This window comes from Kovacikia sp. CALU 1929 (assembly GCF_056784235.1).
In genome coordinates, this window is the sequence record NZ_JBXBCF010000080.1 from 1 (window position 1) to 18,078 (window position 18,078).

At 49.9% G+C, this 18,078-nt stretch carries 18 protein-coding genes, 2 tRNA genes and 2 rRNA genes; 8 read left to right on the forward strand and 14 right to left on the reverse strand.

Annotated features, from left to right (window positions below; translation table 11 throughout):
• From AC1S52_RS20835 to AC1S52_RS20850, 4 genes are all read right to left on the reverse strand, one after another.
• Nucleotides 1–283: ribosomal RNA gene (locus AC1S52_RS20835) — 23S ribosomal RNA — on the reverse strand; the annotation flags it as partial.
• 245 nt (nucleotides 284–528) lie between these two features.
• A tRNA-Ala gene (locus AC1S52_RS20840) sits at nucleotides 529–601 on the reverse strand.
• Between the two features lie 4 nt (nucleotides 602–605).
• Nucleotides 606–679 (reverse strand) — tRNA-Ile (locus tag AC1S52_RS20845).
• A gap of 115 nt (nucleotides 680–794) precedes the next feature.
• Nucleotides 795–2,284 (reverse strand): 16S ribosomal RNA (locus AC1S52_RS20850).
• 321 nt (nucleotides 2,285–2,605) lie between these two features.
• Between AC1S52_RS20850 and glyQ the strand changes: the two genes are divergently transcribed.
• Complete coding sequence (gene glyQ, locus AC1S52_RS20855; RefSeq protein ID WP_482030975.1) at nucleotides 2,606–3,493, forward strand: glycine--tRNA ligase subunit alpha; 888 nt, start codon at nucleotides 2,606–2,608, stop codon at nucleotides 3,491–3,493.
• Between the two features lie 147 nt (nucleotides 3,494–3,640).
• Complete coding sequence (locus tag AC1S52_RS20860) at nucleotides 3,641–3,763, forward strand: hypothetical protein (RefSeq protein ID WP_482030976.1); 123 nt, start codon at nucleotides 3,641–3,643, stop codon at nucleotides 3,761–3,763.
• A gap of 74 nt (nucleotides 3,764–3,837) precedes the next feature.
• On the opposite strand, the gene AC1S52_RS20865 is transcribed toward AC1S52_RS20860, so the two are convergent.
• Nucleotides 3,838–3,966, reverse strand: a complete 129-nt coding sequence (locus tag AC1S52_RS20865; RefSeq protein WP_482030977.1) for a hypothetical protein — start codon at nucleotides 3,964–3,966, stop codon at nucleotides 3,838–3,840.
• A 110-nt stretch (nucleotides 3,967–4,076) separates the two neighbouring features.
• Here AC1S52_RS20865 and AC1S52_RS20870 point away from each other — a divergent pair, with 110 nt between their 5' ends.
• Nucleotides 4,077–5,402, forward strand: coding sequence for a glutamate-5-semialdehyde dehydrogenase (locus AC1S52_RS20870; RefSeq protein ID WP_482030978.1), 1,326 nt, complete (start codon nucleotides 4,077–4,079; stop codon nucleotides 5,400–5,402).
• Between the two features lie 108 nt (nucleotides 5,403–5,510).
• Here AC1S52_RS20870 and AC1S52_RS20875 read toward each other — a convergent pair whose 3' ends face one another.
• The 8 genes from AC1S52_RS20875 to AC1S52_RS20910 form a co-directional block, all read right to left on the reverse strand.
• Nucleotides 5,511–5,720, reverse strand: a complete 210-nt coding sequence (locus tag AC1S52_RS20875) for a hypothetical protein (RefSeq protein ID WP_482030979.1) — start codon at nucleotides 5,718–5,720, stop codon at nucleotides 5,511–5,513.
• Nucleotides 5,721–5,920: 200 nt separating this feature from the next.
• Nucleotides 5,921–7,141, reverse strand: a complete 1,221-nt coding sequence (locus AC1S52_RS20880; protein WP_482030980.1) for a DUF790 family protein — start codon at nucleotides 7,139–7,141, stop codon at nucleotides 5,921–5,923.
• A gap of 37 nt (nucleotides 7,142–7,178) precedes the next feature.
• A complete protein-coding gene (locus AC1S52_RS20885; RefSeq protein WP_482030981.1) occupies nucleotides 7,179–7,466 on the reverse strand; it encodes a 4a-hydroxytetrahydrobiopterin dehydratase in 288 nt (95 codons plus the stop codon).
• Nucleotides 7,463–7,675 carry a hypothetical protein gene (locus AC1S52_RS20890; RefSeq protein WP_482030982.1) on the reverse strand — a complete coding sequence of 71 codons (213 nt, stop codon included), beginning with the start codon at nucleotides 7,673–7,675 and terminating at the stop codon, nucleotides 7,463–7,465. Before AC1S52_RS20890 ends, AC1S52_RS20885 begins: the two co-directional genes overlap by 4 nt.
• 44 nt (nucleotides 7,676–7,719) lie before the next feature.
• Nucleotides 7,720–8,073, reverse strand: a complete 354-nt coding sequence (locus tag AC1S52_RS20895) for an STAS domain-containing protein (protein ID WP_482030983.1) — start codon at nucleotides 8,071–8,073, stop codon at nucleotides 7,720–7,722.
• A 389-nt stretch (nucleotides 8,074–8,462) separates the two neighbouring features.
• Nucleotides 8,463–9,620: a glutamine-hydrolyzing carbamoyl-phosphate synthase small subunit gene (gene carA, locus AC1S52_RS20900; RefSeq protein ID WP_482030984.1), complete on the reverse strand. Its 1,158-nt coding sequence runs from the start codon at nucleotides 9,618–9,620 to the stop codon at nucleotides 8,463–8,465.
• A gap of 494 nt (nucleotides 9,621–10,114) precedes the next feature.
• On the reverse strand, nucleotides 10,115–11,215 hold the full coding sequence (trpD, locus tag AC1S52_RS20905; protein ID WP_482030985.1) for an anthranilate phosphoribosyltransferase: 1,101 nt from the start codon (nucleotides 11,213–11,215) through the stop codon (nucleotides 10,115–10,117).
• Nucleotides 11,216–11,494: 279 nt separating this feature from the next.
• Entirely contained in the window at nucleotides 11,495–11,683 is a 189-nt protein-coding gene (locus tag AC1S52_RS20910; RefSeq protein WP_482030986.1) for a CsbD family protein, read from the reverse strand.
• A gap of 332 nt (nucleotides 11,684–12,015) precedes the next feature.
• On the opposite strand from AC1S52_RS20910, the gene hisB reads away from it, so the two are divergent.
• From hisB to AC1S52_RS20930, 4 genes are all read left to right on the forward strand, one after another.
• Nucleotides 12,016–12,675, forward strand: a complete 660-nt coding sequence (gene hisB, locus AC1S52_RS20915; protein WP_482030987.1) for an imidazoleglycerol-phosphate dehydratase HisB — start codon at nucleotides 12,016–12,018, stop codon at nucleotides 12,673–12,675.
• 143 nt (nucleotides 12,676–12,818) lie between these two features.
• Nucleotides 12,819–13,277, forward strand: a complete 459-nt coding sequence (gene bcp / locus AC1S52_RS20920) for a thioredoxin-dependent thiol peroxidase (protein ID WP_482030988.1) — start codon at nucleotides 12,819–12,821, stop codon at nucleotides 13,275–13,277.
• Between the two features lie 101 nt (nucleotides 13,278–13,378).
• On the forward strand, nucleotides 13,379–13,834 hold the full coding sequence (locus AC1S52_RS20925) for an NUDIX hydrolase (protein WP_482030989.1): 456 nt from the start codon (nucleotides 13,379–13,381) through the stop codon (nucleotides 13,832–13,834).
• 56 nt (nucleotides 13,835–13,890) lie between these two features.
• Nucleotides 13,891–14,703 carry an alpha/beta fold hydrolase gene (locus AC1S52_RS20930; protein ID WP_482030990.1) on the forward strand — a complete coding sequence of 271 codons (813 nt, stop codon included), beginning with the start codon at nucleotides 13,891–13,893 and terminating at the stop codon, nucleotides 14,701–14,703.
• Between the two features lie 103 nt (nucleotides 14,704–14,806).
• On the opposite strand, the gene AC1S52_RS20935 is transcribed toward AC1S52_RS20930, so the two are convergent.
• Complete coding sequence (locus AC1S52_RS20935; RefSeq protein ID WP_482030991.1) at nucleotides 14,807–15,646, reverse strand: pantothenate kinase; 840 nt, start codon at nucleotides 15,644–15,646, stop codon at nucleotides 14,807–14,809.
• Nucleotides 15,647–16,151: 505 nt separating this feature from the next.
• On the opposite strand from AC1S52_RS20935, the gene AC1S52_RS20940 reads away from it, so the two are divergent.
• Nucleotides 16,152–17,876 carry a diflavin flavoprotein gene (locus AC1S52_RS20940; RefSeq protein ID WP_482030992.1) on the forward strand — a complete coding sequence of 575 codons (1,725 nt, stop codon included), beginning with the start codon at nucleotides 16,152–16,154 and terminating at the stop codon, nucleotides 17,874–17,876.
• The last annotated feature ends 202 nt before the right edge of the window (nucleotides 17,877–18,078 follow it).

An 18,078-nucleotide genomic window follows, 5' to 3' on the forward strand; every position in this document is an offset into this window, starting at 1 on the left:
GTGGTGCAAATTGGTCTACCATTCGTGCTCCCTACCACCTACCACCTGCCCCTGCGTCTTAGAATCGTTGCTGAACTTACGCCGCAGCCTACTAAGCTGTCCCCTTCACACAGCGAGTCTCTTTTCCACCTATGGATTCAGTGGGTAGTATTTAGGGTTGCCCCATTCGGAAACCCCCGGATCAATGCTCGCTTCCAACTCCCCGGGGCATATCGCCGGTAACCGCGTCCTTCTTCGCCTCTGTGTGCCTAGGTATCCACCGTTAGCCCTTATTAGCTTGACCACTTAACAAGTTCATTGGTGTCTGTAAAGGTCATTTGCCTTTTGTCATTTGCCCTTTGTTTCTGAGGATTAACTCATTACAAGTAACCAATGACATTTGACCATGACATCTTCTACCTGACAAGTTCTATGCAGTTTTCAAGGTTCTGGCTGGTATTAACTCCAGCAGGCTATCTAACTAAGCACAGTTGCTTACCTAGACTAGTTGCTGAAATCGCTTTTTTAATTGAAAGCTCTCGCTCTCAGTGGAGGTTAGCGGACTCGAACCGCTGACATCCTGCTTGCAAAGCAGGCGCTCTACCAACTGAGCTAAACCCCCAAGGTGGGCCATCCTGGACTCGAACCAGGGACCTCACCCTTATCAGGGGTGCGCTCTAACCACCTGAGCTAATAGCCCATTTCCGAACCAAGCTAGTTTGAAAGCCAACACTCAATCCTCGAACGACCTTGGGATGACCAACTCTATCCTAATTACATTGTGCTTTCAGATTTAGAGTGGGTAGGTCTCCCTAAAAGGAGGTGATCCAGCCACACCTTCCGGTACGGCTACCTTGTTACGACTTCACCCCAGTCATCAGCCCTGCCTTCGGCGTCCTCCTCCGCAAGCGGTTGGAGTAACGACTTCGGGCGTGGCCAACTCCCATGGTGTGACGGGCGGTGTGTACAAGGCCCGGGAACGTATTCACCGCAGTATGCTGACCTGCGATTACTAGCGATTCCGCCTTCATGCAGGCGAGTTGCAGCCTGCAATCTGAACTGAGCCGTGGTTTATGAGATTAGCGCACCGTCGCCGGTTGGCTGCTCTTTGTCCACAGCATTGTAGTACGTGTGTAGCCCAGGACGTAAGGGGCATGCTGACTTGACGTCATCCCCACCTTCCTCCGGTTTGTCACCGGCAGTCTCTCCAGAGTGCCCAACTTAATGATGGCAACTAGAAACGAGGGTTGCGCTCGTTGCGGGACTTAACCCAACATCTCACGACACGAGCTGACGACAGCCATGCACCACCTGTGTTCGCGCTCCCGAAGGCACTCCCCCCTTTCAAGGGGATTCGCGACATGTCAAGCCCTGGTAAGGTTCTTCGCGTTGCATCGAATTAAACCACATACTCCACCGCTTGTGCGGGCCCCCGTCAATTCCTTTGAGTTTCACACTTGCGTGCGTACTCCCCAGGCGGGATACTTAACGCGTTAGCTACGGCACTGCCCGGGTCGATACGGGCAACACCTAGTATCCATCGTTTACGGCTAGGACTACAGGGGTATCTAATCCCTTTCGCTCCCCTAGCTTTCGTCCATGAGTGTCAGTTCCGGTCCAGTTGCGCGCTTTCGCCGCCGGTGTTCTTCCCAATATCTACGCATTTCACCGCTACACTGGGAATTCCCGCAACCCCTACCAGACTCTAGCTGACCAGTTTCCACCGCCTTTACGGAGTTAAGCCCCGCGCTTTGACAGCAGACTTGACCAGCCACCTGCGGACGCTTTACGCCCAATAAATCCGGATAACGCTTGCATCCTCCGTATTACCGCGGCTGCTGGCACGGAGTTAGCCGATGCTGATTCGATTGGTACCGTCAGATCTTCTTCCCAATCAAAAGAGGTTTACAACCCAAAAGCCTTCCTCCCTCACGCGGTATTGCTCCGTCAGGCTTTCGCCCATTGCGGAAAATTCCCCACTGCTGCCTCCCGTAGGAGTCTGGGCCGTGTCTCAGTCCCAGTGTGGCTGATCATCCTCTCAGACCAGCTACTGATCGTTGCCTTGGTGTGCCGTTACCACTCCAACTAGCTAATCAGACGCGAGCTCTTCTTCAGGCAGCAAGCCTTTCACCTCTCGGCATATCGGGTATTAGCGACCGTTTCCAGCCGTTGTCCCCAACCTGAAGGTAGATTCTCACGCGTTACTCACCCGTCCGCCACTAAGTCCCGAAGGACTCCGTTCGACTTGCATGTGTTAAGCATACCGCCAGCGTTCATCCTGAGCCAGGATCAAACTCTCCATGATGTGATTCACTTAGAATCTGTCTTTGGCTCCAGAAACTTCTCAGTCTCCGGTTTAATCTATCTTTTAAGGATTTCTCCCTAAACACTCTTTCCTTGACGAGGTTTAAGTGCTATTCTGGCTTTCAAACTATTCTCTTTTCTTGGTTCGACTCGCAACTCGGTTCGCTCCGCTTTCGCGTCGCTTCCCCTCACCGCGCTTATCTAATGTAGCTAAATCATCTAGGCCTGTCAAGCGCTTTTTTCTGATTTCCCTAGAACGTACTATTGGCAAGCTTTGAGCGACAATAGCCAATGTGTTGTGATTGCCTGAGAGGGAAAATTTGTGAATTTTCAAACGGTCATTGTTACGCTGCACCAATTTTGGGGTGAGCGGGGATGTTTGATTGTCCAGCCCTACGATACGGAGAAGGGGGCAGGTACTATGAGTCCCCATACATTTTTGCGGGCGATCGGTCCTGAACCCTGGGCAGTCGCCTATGTAGAACCATGTCGAAGACCAACGGATGGTCGTTATGGAGAGAACCCTAACCGTTATCAGCATTATTACCAGTATCAGGTGTTGATAAAGCCATCCCTAGATAATATTCAGGATGTCTATTTGGATTCGTTGCGAGCGCTGGGAATTCAGCCAGAGGATCATGACATTCGGTTTGTGGAGGATAACTGGGAGTCTCCAACCCTAGGAGCATGGGGAGTTGGTTGGGAGGTTTGGTTAGATGGAATGGAAATCACCCAATTCACCTATTTTCAGCAGTGTGGTGGAATTGATTGTCGCCCAGTGTCGATTGAGATTACTTACGGGCTAGAACGGCTAACGATGTACCTTCAGGAGGTGAATGCTTTCACCAAGATTCGCTGGAATGATGAGGTCAGCTATGGGGATGTCCATCTTCAAGGGGAGATTGAGTATTCAACCTATAATTTCGAGGCATCCAACCCAGATATGTTGTTTACACTATTTGGATTGTATGAGCAGGAAGCCCAGCAGTTAATCGAGAAGGGTCTGGTCTTACCTGGTCTGGACTATGTTTTGAAGTGTTCGCACACATTTAACTTGCTGGATGCCCGGGGTGTTATTTCGGTGACCGAGCGAACCCGGTATATTGCCCGCATCCGAAACATGGCAAGGCAAGTAGCGCAGCTTTATCTAAGGCAGCGGGAGGAAATGGGCTTTCCACTGTTAAAGGCTGAAGATGCTAAAGCAGCTTAGCTCGGCTAATCTTTGATCGTTTTGATTTTCCTTAGGTAGGAGTGAAAAGCAAATAAAGGCGATATGGTTCATCCGAATCAGGTGAAATTGCGTGACATGGGTGGAAGACCAAATATGTGATTGTTGCTCAAGATCGACGGAATATCCATGGCAAAGGGGGTCCTTCCTCAGAAGCCCCAGGTATTAAAGGTTGGAGGGTTGTGGGGATTGAACTATGGGTTTGTGGGGCGCGATCGCATCGGCAAAATCCAGGAACACCAGGTTGGCTAGTTTCCTTTGATAGTAGAAAACTCTATGTAATCACAACATCGTTTGATCCTGCGGGTTTGCCCGGTGGGTTCAGGTCATTGCAAAAATTGCAACGGTTTGAGCCATTCCTGACTGAAAATAGTTGGCACTCTGAAGTTATCGGCTGCAAGGTAGTCAAGTTTGAGTACCTGCACCTTACGTTTTTTCTCAGAAACAACAGACATGGGACAGAAACCTCAATTTCGTGCGATCCTAAGCTATCGGTTTATGTTAGCCTGTACCCTTTAGGGAAAGGGTTTCTGAATTTTCCACAGCTTTTTTTGCCTCTAAGAACATGAGTATTTCATCTGTCACCAAGTCCAGTTCTGGGGCTGCTTTATCGCTGATTGACCTTGCCCAGCAGACCCGTGACAATGCTCGACTACTGGCTACATTGCCCACTGAGAAGAAAAATAAGGCGCTAGAGGCGATCGCCCAATCTCTGGAATCTGCTGCATCAGATATTCTGGCGGCAAACAAAGCTGACTGTCAGGCGGCAGAGGCAGAGGGCATTTCTCAGGCGATCTATGCCCGGTTGAAGTTGGACGAGGGGAAATTGCAGGGGGCGATCGCAGGTGTGCGAGATGTTGCCAAATTATCTGACCCAATAGGTGAAGTCCAAATTCATCGGGAGCTGGATCAGGGGTTGGTGCTTAAACGCATTACCTGCCCTCTGGGAGTATTAGGCGTCATTTTTGAAGCGCGACCGGATGCAGTGGTGCAAATTTCTAGTCTGGCGATTAAGTCCGGTAATGGTGTGATTTTGAAGGGGGGTAAGGAAGCTCTACAATCCTGTGAGGCATTGGTTGAGGCGATTCGCCAGGGATTGTCTGTAGCAGGAATTGACCCTTCTGTAGTTCAACTGCTAACGACACGGGAAGAAACCCTGGAACTGTTGAAGCTGGATCAGTATGTAGACCTGATTATTCCTAGAGGTTCCAATTCCTTCGTTCGGTTTGTCCAGCAAAATACGCATATTCCTGTACTGGGACATGCCGATGGAATTTGCCATTTGTACGTGGATAAGGCAGCGAACGTGCAAAAGGCGATCATGATTGCGGTAGATGCTAAGACCCAGTATCCTGCTGCCTGTAATGCAATTGAGACATTACTGGTCCACCAAGCGATCTCGTCTGAGTTTTTGCTAGAAGCGGTCGTTGCCTTGCAGTTGAGAAATGTAAAATTGCGCGGTGACGATCATACTCGCGAAATTCTCAATATCCCAGCAGCCACGGAAGAAGACTGGACAACCGAATATAGCGATCTGGTTCTGGCAATCAAGGTGGTGGACTCCCTGGAGGAGGCGATCGCCCATATTAACACCTATGGCTCCCGGCATACGGAAGCGATCGCAACTGAGGATGTACGCGCAGCGGAAATCTTTATGGCACAGGTAGATGCAGCGGGGGTGTACCACAACTGCTCAACCCGCTTTGCGGATGGGTTCCGCTATGGGTTTGGTGCTGAGGTTGGCATCAGCACTCAGAAAATGCCACCCAGAGGTCCAGTCGGTTTAGAGGGATTAGTGACCTACAAATATCAATTGGTCGGTAATGGACATATCGCAGCGACCTATTCAGGTGCTCAGGCTAAACCCTTTACCCATCGGAATTTGCATTAACTAAAGCAGATTTCAAGTGCCCGGAAGAAAAGGATAGTGCGACAGGTTGTGCGTCTGTTGACGTGTACTATTGCTTATAACTACGGCGATCAAAAGAATGGGATAGGTTTAGTCAGCAACTTTTAGAAGACCCATTTGCAGGCGATCGAGAACATCCGTCACCATATCCATTTCATAATCATTCAATGCAGTTCCGCTGGCTAATGTTTTAAAGAAAAACATCTCATCCGCGCGGGTAATTTTTCCGGTGGCAAGAATATGGTTGAGAATTTGTCCTATCGTCAGATGAGAGCGGGAACCAGGATTGATAGTCTTCATGTGATATCGAAATCTGATATTAGGGCTTATTGCTCCTACTAGATTCCCCCAGAAAGCAGCCTGATTTCGCCATCCAAATGGATGGGTCTGACTCACCCAATCGAATGAATTTAAAGATTAAGTAAAGAGAACCTCTGCCACAGAATATTCGCGACAATTAGCCAACAGAGTGGCAGAGATAGGTTTGACTGTGACAGAAGTCAGATCTCCAGTACTTCCAACACCGTTTTAGGAAGCAACTGATCCTTAAACCAAATGACCCTGGCAGCGGTCTCGTTAAACTTGACTCCCGCTTTTTCTAAATTAAGCCGTTCTGAAACCGCCAGAATCAGGTCATGCCGTCCCGCCTGTCGCACCTGGAAAAACTTCTTCTTGAGATACTCTGGACGCCAGTAGCCCACAATTTCCAGCAGAAAAGTGCGCCCATCCGGGTGAACCAACCGAAAGTCTGGAATCATCACACTACCCGGAATGGGGATCAGATCTACTTCCCGCTCCAGTTGCCAGTCAGTTTTGACTTTTGCCCAGCGATCGACAAAACCCAACTCCAGCATACTGTCGTAGGTTTTACCAGGAGGATAATGGGTCACTAAACCACAGTTGGAGTTCAGAGAAAAGCGCTTGGTTCGGGTAGCGCCAGAATAGGTGTCCTTAAGTTGCAGGGTAGCCGTCAGGCTCCACTTCGTAACATGGAGCAGAGCAGGTAGGAGCATCGCCAGCTTTAAACCATAGTTCGTATTCAATTTAAACAGGCTAGTCGGACCATCAATCGTCAGAGTGAAGCCGTGGTCGGCATCACCTTCGATATAGGTCATGAGACTAAACAGCTTCATGTACCGGAATAAGAGCTTATACTCACCTGGATCGTTACGGTGAGCATTGAGGATAACGTGACTGGCACGATAAAACACACCCTGCACCTGAGACAGGTTGTAGCGGTGCAATAATGCCTCTGGAGTCGGTGCTTCAAAACTGATCAGAATCTGATTATCGGGCAGATCTGCATATAGTCCTGCTTGAACTTGTTCTGGCAATACTCCCTGGTCAAGTTTCTGGGTCAGTTCATCTGCGACCCTTTGGAGAATAACCTGGGTTGCCTGGAGACTGGGGGCTGACTCGGCGGAGAGAGCAAAGATCCGCTGACGCAACTCCAATGGATCAAGGGGGCTGATGGTTTCAAACTGGCTAAAGGCATCACCATTGAGCAGGTGCGCCAATCCTCGCTTGATCCGGTAATCAGTACTTTCTCCCTCCAACTCCTGCAACTGACGGTTCAGTTCGCGGCGGGGGCTACCCTTTGCACACTGGAATAGATCAATCAACGTAGCTGCCGTAGTCAGATTTTCCTGACTCAGCGCCAGTCGTTTAGGAATGACCTCTTCCCCACTGTGGCGATGGATTAAAAGATTGGTGGGAAGCATTAAAGATAGTAGTTCAGCCCACTCGTTACTTCACTCATTATTTTGCTAATTCATTCGCTCTTTTAGCGAGATCAACATCTTTCTGAGTAATGCCGCCAGAGTCATGGGTAGTCAGGTCAATGGTGACGCGATTGTAGACATTGAACCACTCCGGGTGATGCCCCATCGACTCGGCAACCAGCGCCAAGCTAGACATAAACCCAAATGCCTCAACAAAAGAGCCAAATTGATACTGGCGATGGAGTTTAGCATCTTTAACACTCCAACCATCAAGCTGGCTTAAAGCGCTTTTCAGGTCGTCTTCAGAGAGACGAGCGACACTCATGGGATCTCCTGGAGTTCCTTAACAATGGCAGGTGGCTGAATCGCAGGCGGCTGAAATGCTGATTGATGAACATCCCTAGATTCGGCAGCCAACAGAACAGGCGGGCAGGTTAGAAAGGCGATCGCCACTAACAACCCTAACGCTAGAGGGACAGCAGCCCCAATTGAAGCTTGCTGCCAGAACCTCCTAAACCCCTGCTTTGAGACCATCCTTTTAAATAGGTAGGCTTTACCCCATCAGCTTCAGCATCGACTTAACCTTTCACGTTTTCAATCGCAACATCAACCGAAGTTTGCAGAGCAAGAAACTGCTCCAGACGAACTAGCTTTACGGTTTGGGTAACGCGGGCGTTCGTCACAATTTGCAGGGTGCCTTCAGCCGTCTGCGCCTTTTTGGCAAGCTGAACTAAGGCACCCAGTCCGGAGCTGTCTACGAAATCAATCTTCGACAAATCCAGAATGATGTGCTTGGGACCTTCCTCGACACATTTAGTCATCACCTTACGAAAGGTTGGTTCGGAGAAAGCATCCAGAAGACCAGTGAGGCGAAATAGCTGGTAGTTATCCTTGACTTCGCGGGTGCCTCGTAAGCTGACAGTCAAGGTCATTGGCTCAGGAATAAAACCCTCCTAGCGTTTCAGTCCTAAATTCGACGCTTCAGTATACACCCCGGCTAAATAATTTGGTACCGGCAGTGGTTCTGAAGTTCCCATATCTTAGCGAAGAATTGGCAATATAAGAAAAAAGATGAAAGATAAAGAATAAAGGGTAAAAGTTTTCATCCTTGATCCTTCAGCTTTTTTCTGAGAATCACAGACTTAACCACTCCGGCGTTTGTCATCCTGTAGCTTGCTTGCCCACCGGGTAAGAGCGCCCAGAAGCATTCGCATGAACCTTTGCTGGGGAGAACTCTGAGCTTCTAAACCTCCGACAGGCAACGCCGACGCTGTCGCCCGGAATGATAGAAAACTTTTGGATGTTATTTCATTCTCATTCCTTACTTTTGAGATTTTTTCCGATCCTGACGCATGGCTTCAACGAAGCGATCAAATAGATAATCCGCATCGTGGGGACCAGGGCTGGCTTCGGGGTGGTACTGAACAGAAAAGAGCGGCAGGGATTTATGGCGCAAACCGGCAACAGTACGATCGTTCAAGTTGAGGTGGCTGATCTCTACACTGGCATCGGGAAGGGACTCCGCCGCGATCGCAAAACCATGATTCTGACTGGTAATTTCCACCTTTTCGCGGAGTCCACAGGGCTGGTTCAGTCCCCGATGCCCAAATTTGAGCTTAAAGGTTTCACCACCCAGGGAAAGCCCTAGAATTTGGTGCCCCATGCAAATACCAAACATCGGCTTCTCAGATCCTAACAACGCTTTAGTCGTCTGAATGCCTTCGACATTGGCAGCAGGATCTCCCGGTCCATTGGATAGGAAAATACCATCCGGGTTGTATTTCAGAATTTCTTCAGGAGGCGTATCGGCAGGGACAACTATCACCCGGCAACCATAGCTGGCAAGACGACGCAGGATATTACGCTTAATGCCAAAGTCGATCGCCACTACAGTTAGCGGCTCTTGGGCGGTTCCGGGTTGAGTAGAGCCATACTCCCATTCTGGTTGGGTAATGCTAGACCACTCATAAACCTCCGAGGTAGTCACCTCACGAACCAGATTAAGCCCTGCCATACTAGGTGCATCCTGCACTTGCTCCAGCAGTTCTGCCGGATCAAGAATTTCGGTTGAGATTGCGCCATTCATCGCGCCGACTGAACGGAGTTTGCGTGTAAGGGCACGAGTGTCAATACCATAGATTGCCAGGATATAGTGCTGCTTCAGGTAGTCAGGCAGCGACTGGGTAGAACGCCAGTTACTCGGTTTAGGGCAGATGTTACGGGCGATCACTCCCCGCACCTGGGGATGGCTTGACTCCTCATCCTCAGGGTTGACACCAGTATTGCCCAACTCAGGATAGGTGAAAGTAACAATCTGCCCACAATAGCTTGGGTCGGTCAAGACTTCCTGATAACCCGTCATTCCCGTATTAAAAACGACCTCTCCAATTGTGGTGCCGGTCGCCCCAAACGACCAACCCTGGTAAGAGGTACCATCGGCTAAAACCAGCAGTGCAGGCTGAGTAGAAGAAACTGCCATAGACCTCGTTACAAAGTTATAGGAAACAAACGCCTTATTATGGCACGACCTAATTTAGACATGGAGTCAGGAATGAGCAGATTGGCGAAACTTTAGAAGGTGATGGTGGTGAGGAGTGAGGAGTGAGGAGTGAGGAGTTGTTAATAGTTAGAAATGAGAAATAAATAAGTTCGGAATTGGGGAGGGGCGGGTTTTGCTGTCAAATCCATCGCGCCAGGCAAATTGGACTGCTAAACCCGCCCGTACAGTTTGCGGGGTGATTAAATCCAGGATTCTTAGTAAGGAGCAAAGGTTTCCTGGCTACCATTACCGATTTCCCGTGTCCATTACCCATCATCCATTACAGCAGTTTTCAGATGCTTAGACCCCAGAAAATACGGGGAGTAGGGAGTGGGGAGTAGGGAATCGTGTGGCTTAACCAAATGAAAATCGCTGTAATTCTCAACTCAAAACTCTCAACTTAAAACTCTCAACTCAAAACTCTCTTCACCCTTTCACCCTGCCAAAAACTCAGCTAGTTGCTCCAGCTTTTTCCAGGCGGCACCGCTGCTTAAAACCTCTTTGGCAAGTGAAATTCCAGCCCTGTAGGAGTTTTCTGTCTGGGGGATGGCTTCGCCCACTTGTAGGGCAAGGGCAGCGTTGAGGGCAACCACATCTTTTTGTGCCTGGGTGCCACCGCCTTTCAGCACAGTTTTTAGAATCTCGGCATTTTGCTGAAGGTCACCGCCTGCGATCGCACTCAGGGGGGCAGACTCCAGCCCTAATTCGGTGGGATTGATGCTGGTCAGGTGTACCTGCTGATTTGAGAGGATTGCCAGGTCAGTCGCATCCCCTAATCCCGCCTCATCCAGGCGTTCCCGTCCATAAAGAACAATCGCCCGTTGCGTACCTAACTGGTTTAATGCCTGGGCAATCGTTTTCGCCAGGTCAGGATCACACACACCAATCACCTGTCCTGTAGGGCGCATCGGATTGACCAAAGGACCCAACAAGTTAAATATCGTTCGCACCTTCAGAGTCCGACGCATCGGCGCGATCGCTTTCATTGCCGGATGCCAACCGGGCGCAAATAGAAATGTAATTCCAACCGCTTGAACCGCCGCCTGAATTTTTTCGGCAGGGGCGGACAAATTTACACCCAACGCCTCCAGAACATCCGCAGACCCGACTCGACTGGAAGCAGAACGATTTCCATGCTTGGCGACGGGAATTCCGGCGGCGGCGGCAACAAAAGCGACAGCAGTAGAAATATTAAAGGTCCCGGCTCCATCTCCCCCCGTCCCGCAGGTATCAATTAAGGGTGTGGGGTATGGGGTGTGGGGTGTGGGGAGGGAGGCAGCCTGTGCTTGCAAAACCCGCGCCATCCCTGCCAGTTCATCCGCCGATACCCCCTTTGCCTGAAGCGCTGCCAGGATAGCGCCTGAAAGAACCGGCGGCACCCTTTCACCCAACCAGCCCTGCATTAACGCTGCTGACTGTTCTTGGGAAAGGGATTGGCGATCAAGTAACTGTTGCAGTAACCCAGACCACACGCCTGGATCATCGGCAGAAACAACAGGAATCTGTACATCAGAACTGCTAGAACTTTGAACCACGGGTTTAATGTCGCTGTTTCAAATTGTTAATCAGCATCCTACTAAAAAACCTGTAGTTAAAACAATCTATATAGGGCTGCCTGGTTCTTTACGATAACCATCAGAAAGATGCAAATTTTGATGGCGAATGAACCGGAGTCACTCCCAAAAAACGAATTTCAGCCGTCGTCTTGAATTTGCAGTCGTTGCCAATCGCATACCTTAGAAATGAGGAATTTAAAACGAAGCCCCTCTTCTAAGAATAGAAAAGGGGTTCAAAGAATTTAGGATGGGTGATAACTAGGCTCTATCAATCGTGCGCTTGACGTTATCTTTGATATCCTCTTTGCTATGACGGGCAGAAGCTTCAGCTTGCTTGAGCTGTCCCTCGACTTGATCTTGAGGATCGCCGGTCACATTTCCGATCGCTTCCTGGACTTTACCTTCTACGTTTTTGGCAGTTGCTTTTGCTCTTTCTTCTAAACTCATTGTTTTACTCCATTTATCAGAAGATCTTGTATTCGTCGTAACAGGCTGGACTAAATAGTCTATGTTTTCCAACCATGACTCCAGATTAAAATCACTTTTTTGTTTATTCATCCTTCAAAAGTAGTAACCATAACATTTACTTGGCAACCCCTTCTATGTCTACGGAAAGACCCCTCCTGGTCAATTTGCATCAGTTCATTTCAAACACCCTCTGATACTAGAGTCTTCTGAAAGACAGTAGGGGATGCCCACCTCACATAAGGGGCTTGCGGATAGGCATTTAGCAGCAATACCGGGATAATAGAATTGCCTACGTGTTTGATATAGATGCCATGCAAACTAGCGATGCTCTGTCAGAGCCACAAGAACGCCGCCTCAATCTTCCCCAAAATTTGATGCTGCCCACCCGAACAGCGTCCGTCAGCCGCAAAACCGGCGAAACCAATGTTCAGGTGAGTATCAACTTAGATGGCACTGGACAATGCACAGCGAAAACAGGTGTGCCTTTTCTGGATCACATGCTGCACCAAATTGCTTCCCACGGTTTGATTGACCTGGATGTGCAGGCGCAGGGAGATTACGAAATTGACGATCATCATACCAACGAAGATGTGGGCATCACCCTGGGAATGGCGTTAGGCAAAGCCCTGAGCGATCGCAAAGGGATTGTTCGGTTTGGGCATTTTGTCGCACCGCTGGATGAAGCCTTGATCCAGGTAGCGCTCGACTTTTCCGGTCGTCCCCATCTCACCTACGGATTAACCATTCCAACCGAACGGGTAGGCACCTATGACACCCAACTGGTACGGGAGTTCTTTGTGGCGATTGTGAACCATTCCCAGATGACGCTCCACCTGCGTCAGTTGGATGGAATCAACTCCCACCACATCATCGAAGCTAGCTTTAAAGCATTTGCCCGATCGCTCCGGATGGCAGTTGAGATCGATCCACGCCGCGCCCAAGCTATACCCAGCTCTAAGGGCGTTTTGTGACCTGGACAGTGTGTGACCTGGACAGTATGTTAAGAAACCTTTACCCTATCAAATGGGATTCTCTTTGAGATCCCTCAACCTGGTTCAAGCTTTATCCAGCCCAGTCATTCATCATTCATACCTCATCCTTCATCCTTGTACCTATGTCTCTTAAAGTTGGCGATCGCGCCCCTGATTTCAGCTTGTCTGACGCTAAAGGCAATATCGTGAATCTGTCTGACTTGAAAGGCAAGCGAGTTGTACTTTACTTTTACCCGCGTGACAACACTCCAGGTTGCACCAAAGAAGCTTGCAATTTTCGTGACTCCTACACAGAGTTTCAGGGAAAAGATGTGGTGGTTTTGGGTGTTAGCACGGACGATGCCAAATCCCATGAAAAATTTGCCACCAAGTATGACCTTCCCTTTCCCCTGCTGATTGATGAAGGGGGTAAAGTGGCTGAAACCTACGGCAGCTATGGACTGAAAAAGTTTATGGGCAAGGAGTATATGGGCATTAGCCGCAACACTTTCCTTATCGACTCAGATGGTACGATTGAAAAGATTTATACCAAAGTCAAGCCCGACAATCATGCTGAAGCAATTCTGGCTGATCTCACCTGAGACATTGCAATGTTTTAGTAATGGTTCTGAAAGGGTTTTATACAAACCTGGGCATCTGCTTGCGATCGCTAGTAGGAGTTTCTGCTAAATAGCCTTAATTTATGCGTCGATGGTGGCACTTTACACAAACAGTTCTGGGTATTCTATTCCGCCATCCGGTCATGGGAACCAGCATCATTCCCATTCTGCCGGATGGTCGCATCGTGCTGATTCGGCGGCGCGATAACGGCATGTGGGGGTTGCCCGGTGGCATGGTCAACTGGGGCGAAGACATTCCCACAACGGTTCAGCGGGAATTGGAGGAGGAAACCGGGTTGCAATTATCAACCATTCGCCGTCTGGTCGGTGTCTATTCCTCTCCAGAACGGGACCCACGGGTTCATTCCATCTGTGTCGTGATTGAGGTGGAGGCCCACGGAGAGATGCAGGTTCAGGACACGATGGAAATTGCCGATGTGCAGGCATTTTCTCCCAATTCTCTGCCCATTGGTACCCTTTCCCACGACCACGATCGCCAGTTGCAAGACTATTTCAATGGGTTGACCACACTGGCTTAGGCGATTTTGTAGTTTTGAAAAGTGATAGGGTACAGGGAATGCATGGCTCAATCAGGATGGCTCTACCAGTCCGAAACTCTCGTATCAAGCTATCTCAAGGGTTAGTCTTCTGGCGCGAAGTCGGTCAAGGTACTGCCCTGGTGTTTTTGCATGGTTCCTGGCAGGAAAGCAGCCAGTGGATGGCTGTGATTGAACAGTTAAGCCTGGACTATCACTGTCTGGCACCGGATCTTTTAGGATTTGGCGAGTCAGAAAACCCCAATATCCATTACTCCATTGATCTGGAGGTGGACTGTCTGGCGGAGTGGGTGAAGGCGTTAAAACTGCCAAAAGTTTACCTCGTAGGGCATTCGCTGGGAGGATGGGTAGCTGCCAGCTTTGCCCTCAAGTATTCCAAGCAGGTGGCAGGGCTTGTGCTGCTGGGTTCCGAAGGAGTACAAATTCGCCAGAAAGGCGATCGCTGGTCCTCATCACGGTTGCTCCTGGCTCCCTGGATAGAGTGGGGGCTGCGATCGCTCCTCCCCCTGAGCAAATTCTTCAAATTTCGAGTGATTGAGCGCCTGCTGCACCAACGCAGACAGTTATTAGAGTCTCTTCCCGCCTGCAAATTACTGTTCTACCGCCGCCGATCCGAAGTAAAAGCAGAGTATTTGGACGATCGGTTGCGCTGGCTAAAAATTCCGGTACTGGTTTTACAAGGTCAACAGGATCACACCATTTCTGCTTCCTTAAATCAGGCTTACACCCAACTGACTCCCAAAGCCAAGCTTGAACAAATCCTCCAGGCTGGTGAGAATATTTTAGAAACCCATCCTGACCAGGTTGCAGAAAGGATTCGGGAATTTATTGCAGTGACAGGCAAAGGGTGAGGAGTGGAAAGTTGAGAGTTTTGAGTTGAGAGTTTTGAGTTAGAAAGAATGCCGTGTGGGACAGAGGCAACTCTCATCCCCCCTACTCATCTGCCCCTCACCGCTACCGCTGGTTCCTGATCATACTGATGCCTGCAAAAATGATGTGGGGATTCAGGCTGATTTTCGCTATCAGGTTGGGGGTCTCTCCACTGGAAAGTTTGTGCCAATGGGCGGTCAAGCAGTGATACAGGAATTCACCGTCGCCGCCAGTTAATACCACTGGGCTGTCTGGAAATTGCTGCCACCAGTTTTCAACAAAGGATTGAATGCCTGCCAGTAGGGTATGGAGGATGCCACTGGCGATCGCACTGTCGGTGGTGCGTGCCCAGCGATCGGGGAGGGGAGTGGGGAGTGGGGAGTGGGGAGTAGGGAGTGCGGGTAAGGCAGCGGTTTCCTGTACCAGGGATTGAAATTGCAGGCGTAGACCGGGCAGAATGGCTCCGCCAATCAGTCGACGGTGGCGATCGGCTCCGGTAAAGGTGAGGGCGGTACCCGCATCAATGACTAAAACCGGATTACCGATGGTAGAAATGGCACCCCACAACGCCAGGGCGCGATCGATGCCAAGGGTAGGGTAAGTCTCCTTCAGGGGTACCTGTTCCAGAGTCAGAAAGCGGACAGGAAAGTAATCTTGCCAGAGGTCACTCTGAGATGGCACAACCGAGGCAATCCAGAGTTCGGGAGAGATTAAGGAAATGTCAATATGGTTGGCAATGATGCCAATCCCTTCCGCCAGGGAAGATAGATGGGGGGTGTCCCAGGTAGATAGGAGTTGATCTTTACAGAAGATCGCCCAGTGCAAGCGGGAATTGCCAATCACCAGTGCCAACCAGGAGTTTCTGGTCATGGGAAGGACTGGGCGATCGCCAGAGTTGCTGTTAGATGAAGAGGATTGGCTCAAGGGTTTGTGCCCAGAAATTCAAAGTCTTACTAGGAGATTTCTCCAAAACAATACACCCGTCTTACAGCGATTTTCACTTGGTTAAGCCACACGATTCCCTACTCCCCACTCCCTACTCCCCGTCTTTGCTGTGGTCTACGCATCTGGAAAACTGCTGTAAGGTGCCAGCCCTGCGGGCATGGCTACGCTAAAGCGAAGCGTAACGCACTATAAGTTGGTATTTTCATTGCTGGAAATTTCCGTAGGAGTGGATTTGTCCATCAGGTGAATGGCGCTGAACTGAGGGATTTAGATCCCCGGCATCTTTAAGGTGCTGGGGATCTGGACAGAGGTTTATGCTTGAATCAGTCTTCTGTAATAACCGTTGCCTGCTCGATGCAACGAGGTTGATAAGACTGGCTAATAAGTAACTTTACCTAACAAAACTTTACACAATGGGGGCGTTTGCATCAATAATAGGAAAGGAATGTTGCAAACATTACGATTTTGAGCAGGAGGCAGTTTAATGATCGCACTCACTCCAGAACGAGTTCAATCCAGACTGACCCTGGAAACGATTGATATTGCAACGGACACCACTGCCATTCGCTGCCTCGACTGGGATCGCGATCGCTTCGACATTGAATTTGCCCTGCAAAACGGCACCACCTACAACTCTTTCTTAATTCGGGGAGAGAAGATTGCCCTGGTGGACACCTCCCACGAAAAGTTTCGCCAGCCTTACCTGGATACCTTGACCGGGTTGATTGACCCGACCCAGATTGACTACATCATCATCAGCCATACCGAACCAGACCACAGTGGTTTGGTCGCAGATGTTTTGAAGTTGGCTCCCCAAGCAACCGTAGTCGGAGCAAAAGTCGCCATCCAATTCCTGGAAGACCTGGTGCATCAGCCGTTTAAGCGCAAACTGGTCAAGAGTGGAGAACACCTCGACCTGGGTAATGGTCACGATCTGGAATTTGTTTCTGCCCCTAACCTGCATTGGCCCGACACTATCTTTACCTACGACCACAAGACCCAGGTATTGTTTACCTGTGATGCCTTTGGGATGCACTTCTGCGACGACTGCACCTACGACGAAGACCTGGAACTGCTCAACCCCGACTTCCGCACCTACTACGAATGCCTGATGGAACCGAATGCCCGATCGGTACTGTCTGCCATCAAGCGGATGAATGAATTACCGGCGATCGCTCAAATTGCCACCGGGCATGGTCCCCTGCTACAACACCATGTTTCTGAGTTGGTCGGACGCTACAAGGAATGGAGTCAGGCAAAGGCAAAGGCAGAAACCACTGTGGTTTTGTTTCATATGTCGGAGTATGGGCACAGCGATCGCCTGGTCCATGCCATTGCCCAGGGAATTGCTAAAACCGGAGTTGCTGTCGAGCAGGTGGATTTCCGCGCGGTTGAACCCCAGGATGTCCGCGAGTTAATTGACATTGCTGCGGGCATCGTGATTGGGATGCCACCTCAATCCCAATCGGCAACCACTCAAACCGTATTAAGCACCATTCTGGCTGAAGCGAACAGTAAACAGTCCTTCGGCTTGTTTGAATCTGGCGGGGGGGATGATGAGTCGGTTTACCCATTACGGAACCGATTTCAGGAACTGGGGTTGAGCGAAGGGTTTCCTCCTATCTTGATTAAGGAAACCCCCACCGAAAACACCTATCAGCTTTGTGATGAAGCCGGAACCGACCTGGGACAGTGGCTTACCCGCGATCGCAGCATCAAACAAATGAAGTCCCTCAACAGCGATCTGGACAAAGCCCTGGGTCGGATCAGCGGTGGACTCTACATCATCACCGCAAAAAAAGGTGATGCCTCCAGTGCCATGCTGGCATCCTGGGTGGCACAGGCAAGCCTGGAACCGTTAGGGATTACAATCGCGGTTGCCAAAGATCGGGCAATTGAATCATTCATGCATGTGGGCGATCGCTTCATCCTCAACGTTCTTCAGGAGGGCAACTACCAGCCCTTAATGAAACACTTCCTCAAGCGATTTCCCCCCGGTGCTGACCGATTTGAAGGGGTCAAAACCTATCCCGCCAATAACGGCTCTCCCATCCTGGCAGATGCCCTGGCATACCTGGAGTGCGAAGTCATCAGCCGCCTGGACTGCAACGACCACTGGCTAGTTTACAGCTCTGTAGAAACGGGGCGTGTTTCCAGCACCGATGCCCTGACAGCCGTCCACCATCGTAAGGTGGGGAATCACTATTGATGAGTGAGGGGAGAGGGGAAAGGGGTTGTTAGTTGTTGGTTGGTGGTGGTTAGTCAGTGGTTAGTGGTTAGTAGTTCTGGATTAATTGGTCATTGATCATTAGTCATTGGTCATTGGGATTTTACAGAGCACCAAGGATGAATGACAAAGGACAAACGACAACCGATTGGGTAAGCCTTAAAGACTGTGCCTTAACTCCTTG

Coding starts and splice junctions, on each gene's coding strand:
- hisB (WP_482030987.1), top strand. CDS start 12,016: ATGCAAACTAGCGATGCTCTGTCAGAGCCACAAGAACGCCGCCTCAAT.
- AC1S52_RS20875 (WP_482030979.1), bottom strand. CDS start 5,720: ATGAAGACTATCAATCCTGGTTCCCGCTCTCATCTGACGATAGGACAA.
- bcp (WP_482030988.1), top strand. CDS start 12,819: ATGTCTCTTAAAGTTGGCGATCGCGCCCCTGATTTCAGCTTGTCTGAC.
- AC1S52_RS20860 (WP_482030976.1), top strand. CDS start 3,641: ATGGCAAAGGGGGTCCTTCCTCAGAAGCCCCAGGTATTAAAGGTTGGA.
- AC1S52_RS20885 (WP_482030981.1), bottom strand. CDS start 7,466: ATGAGTGTCGCTCGTCTCTCTGAAGACGACCTGAAAAGCGCTTTAAGC.
- AC1S52_RS20930 (WP_482030990.1), top strand. CDS start 13,891: ATGGCTCTACCAGTCCGAAACTCTCGTATCAAGCTATCTCAAGGGTTA.
- AC1S52_RS20890 (WP_482030982.1), bottom strand. CDS start 7,675: ATGGTCTCAAAGCAGGGGTTTAGGAGGTTCTGGCAGCAAGCTTCAATT.
- carA (WP_482030984.1), bottom strand. CDS start 9,620: ATGGCAGTTTCTTCTACTCAGCCTGCACTGCTGGTTTTAGCCGATGGT.
- AC1S52_RS20895 (WP_482030983.1), bottom strand. CDS start 8,073: ATGACCTTGACTGTCAGCTTACGAGGCACCCGCGAAGTCAAGGATAAC.
- AC1S52_RS20865 (WP_482030977.1), bottom strand. CDS start 3,966: ATGTCTGTTGTTTCTGAGAAAAAACGTAAGGTGCAGGTACTCAAACTT.
- AC1S52_RS20925 (WP_482030989.1), top strand. CDS start 13,379: ATGCGTCGATGGTGGCACTTTACACAAACAGTTCTGGGTATTCTATTC.
- AC1S52_RS20870 (WP_482030978.1), top strand. CDS start 4,077: ATGAGTATTTCATCTGTCACCAAGTCCAGTTCTGGGGCTGCTTTATCG.
- AC1S52_RS20940 (WP_482030992.1), top strand. CDS start 16,152: ATGATCGCACTCACTCCAGAACGAGTTCAATCCAGACTGACCCTGGAA.
- AC1S52_RS20910 (WP_482030986.1), bottom strand. CDS start 11,683: ATGAGTTTAGAAGAAAGAGCAAAAGCAACTGCCAAAAACGTAGAAGGT.
- AC1S52_RS20880 (WP_482030980.1), bottom strand. CDS start 7,141: ATGCTTCCCACCAATCTTTTAATCCATCGCCACAGTGGGGAAGAGGTC.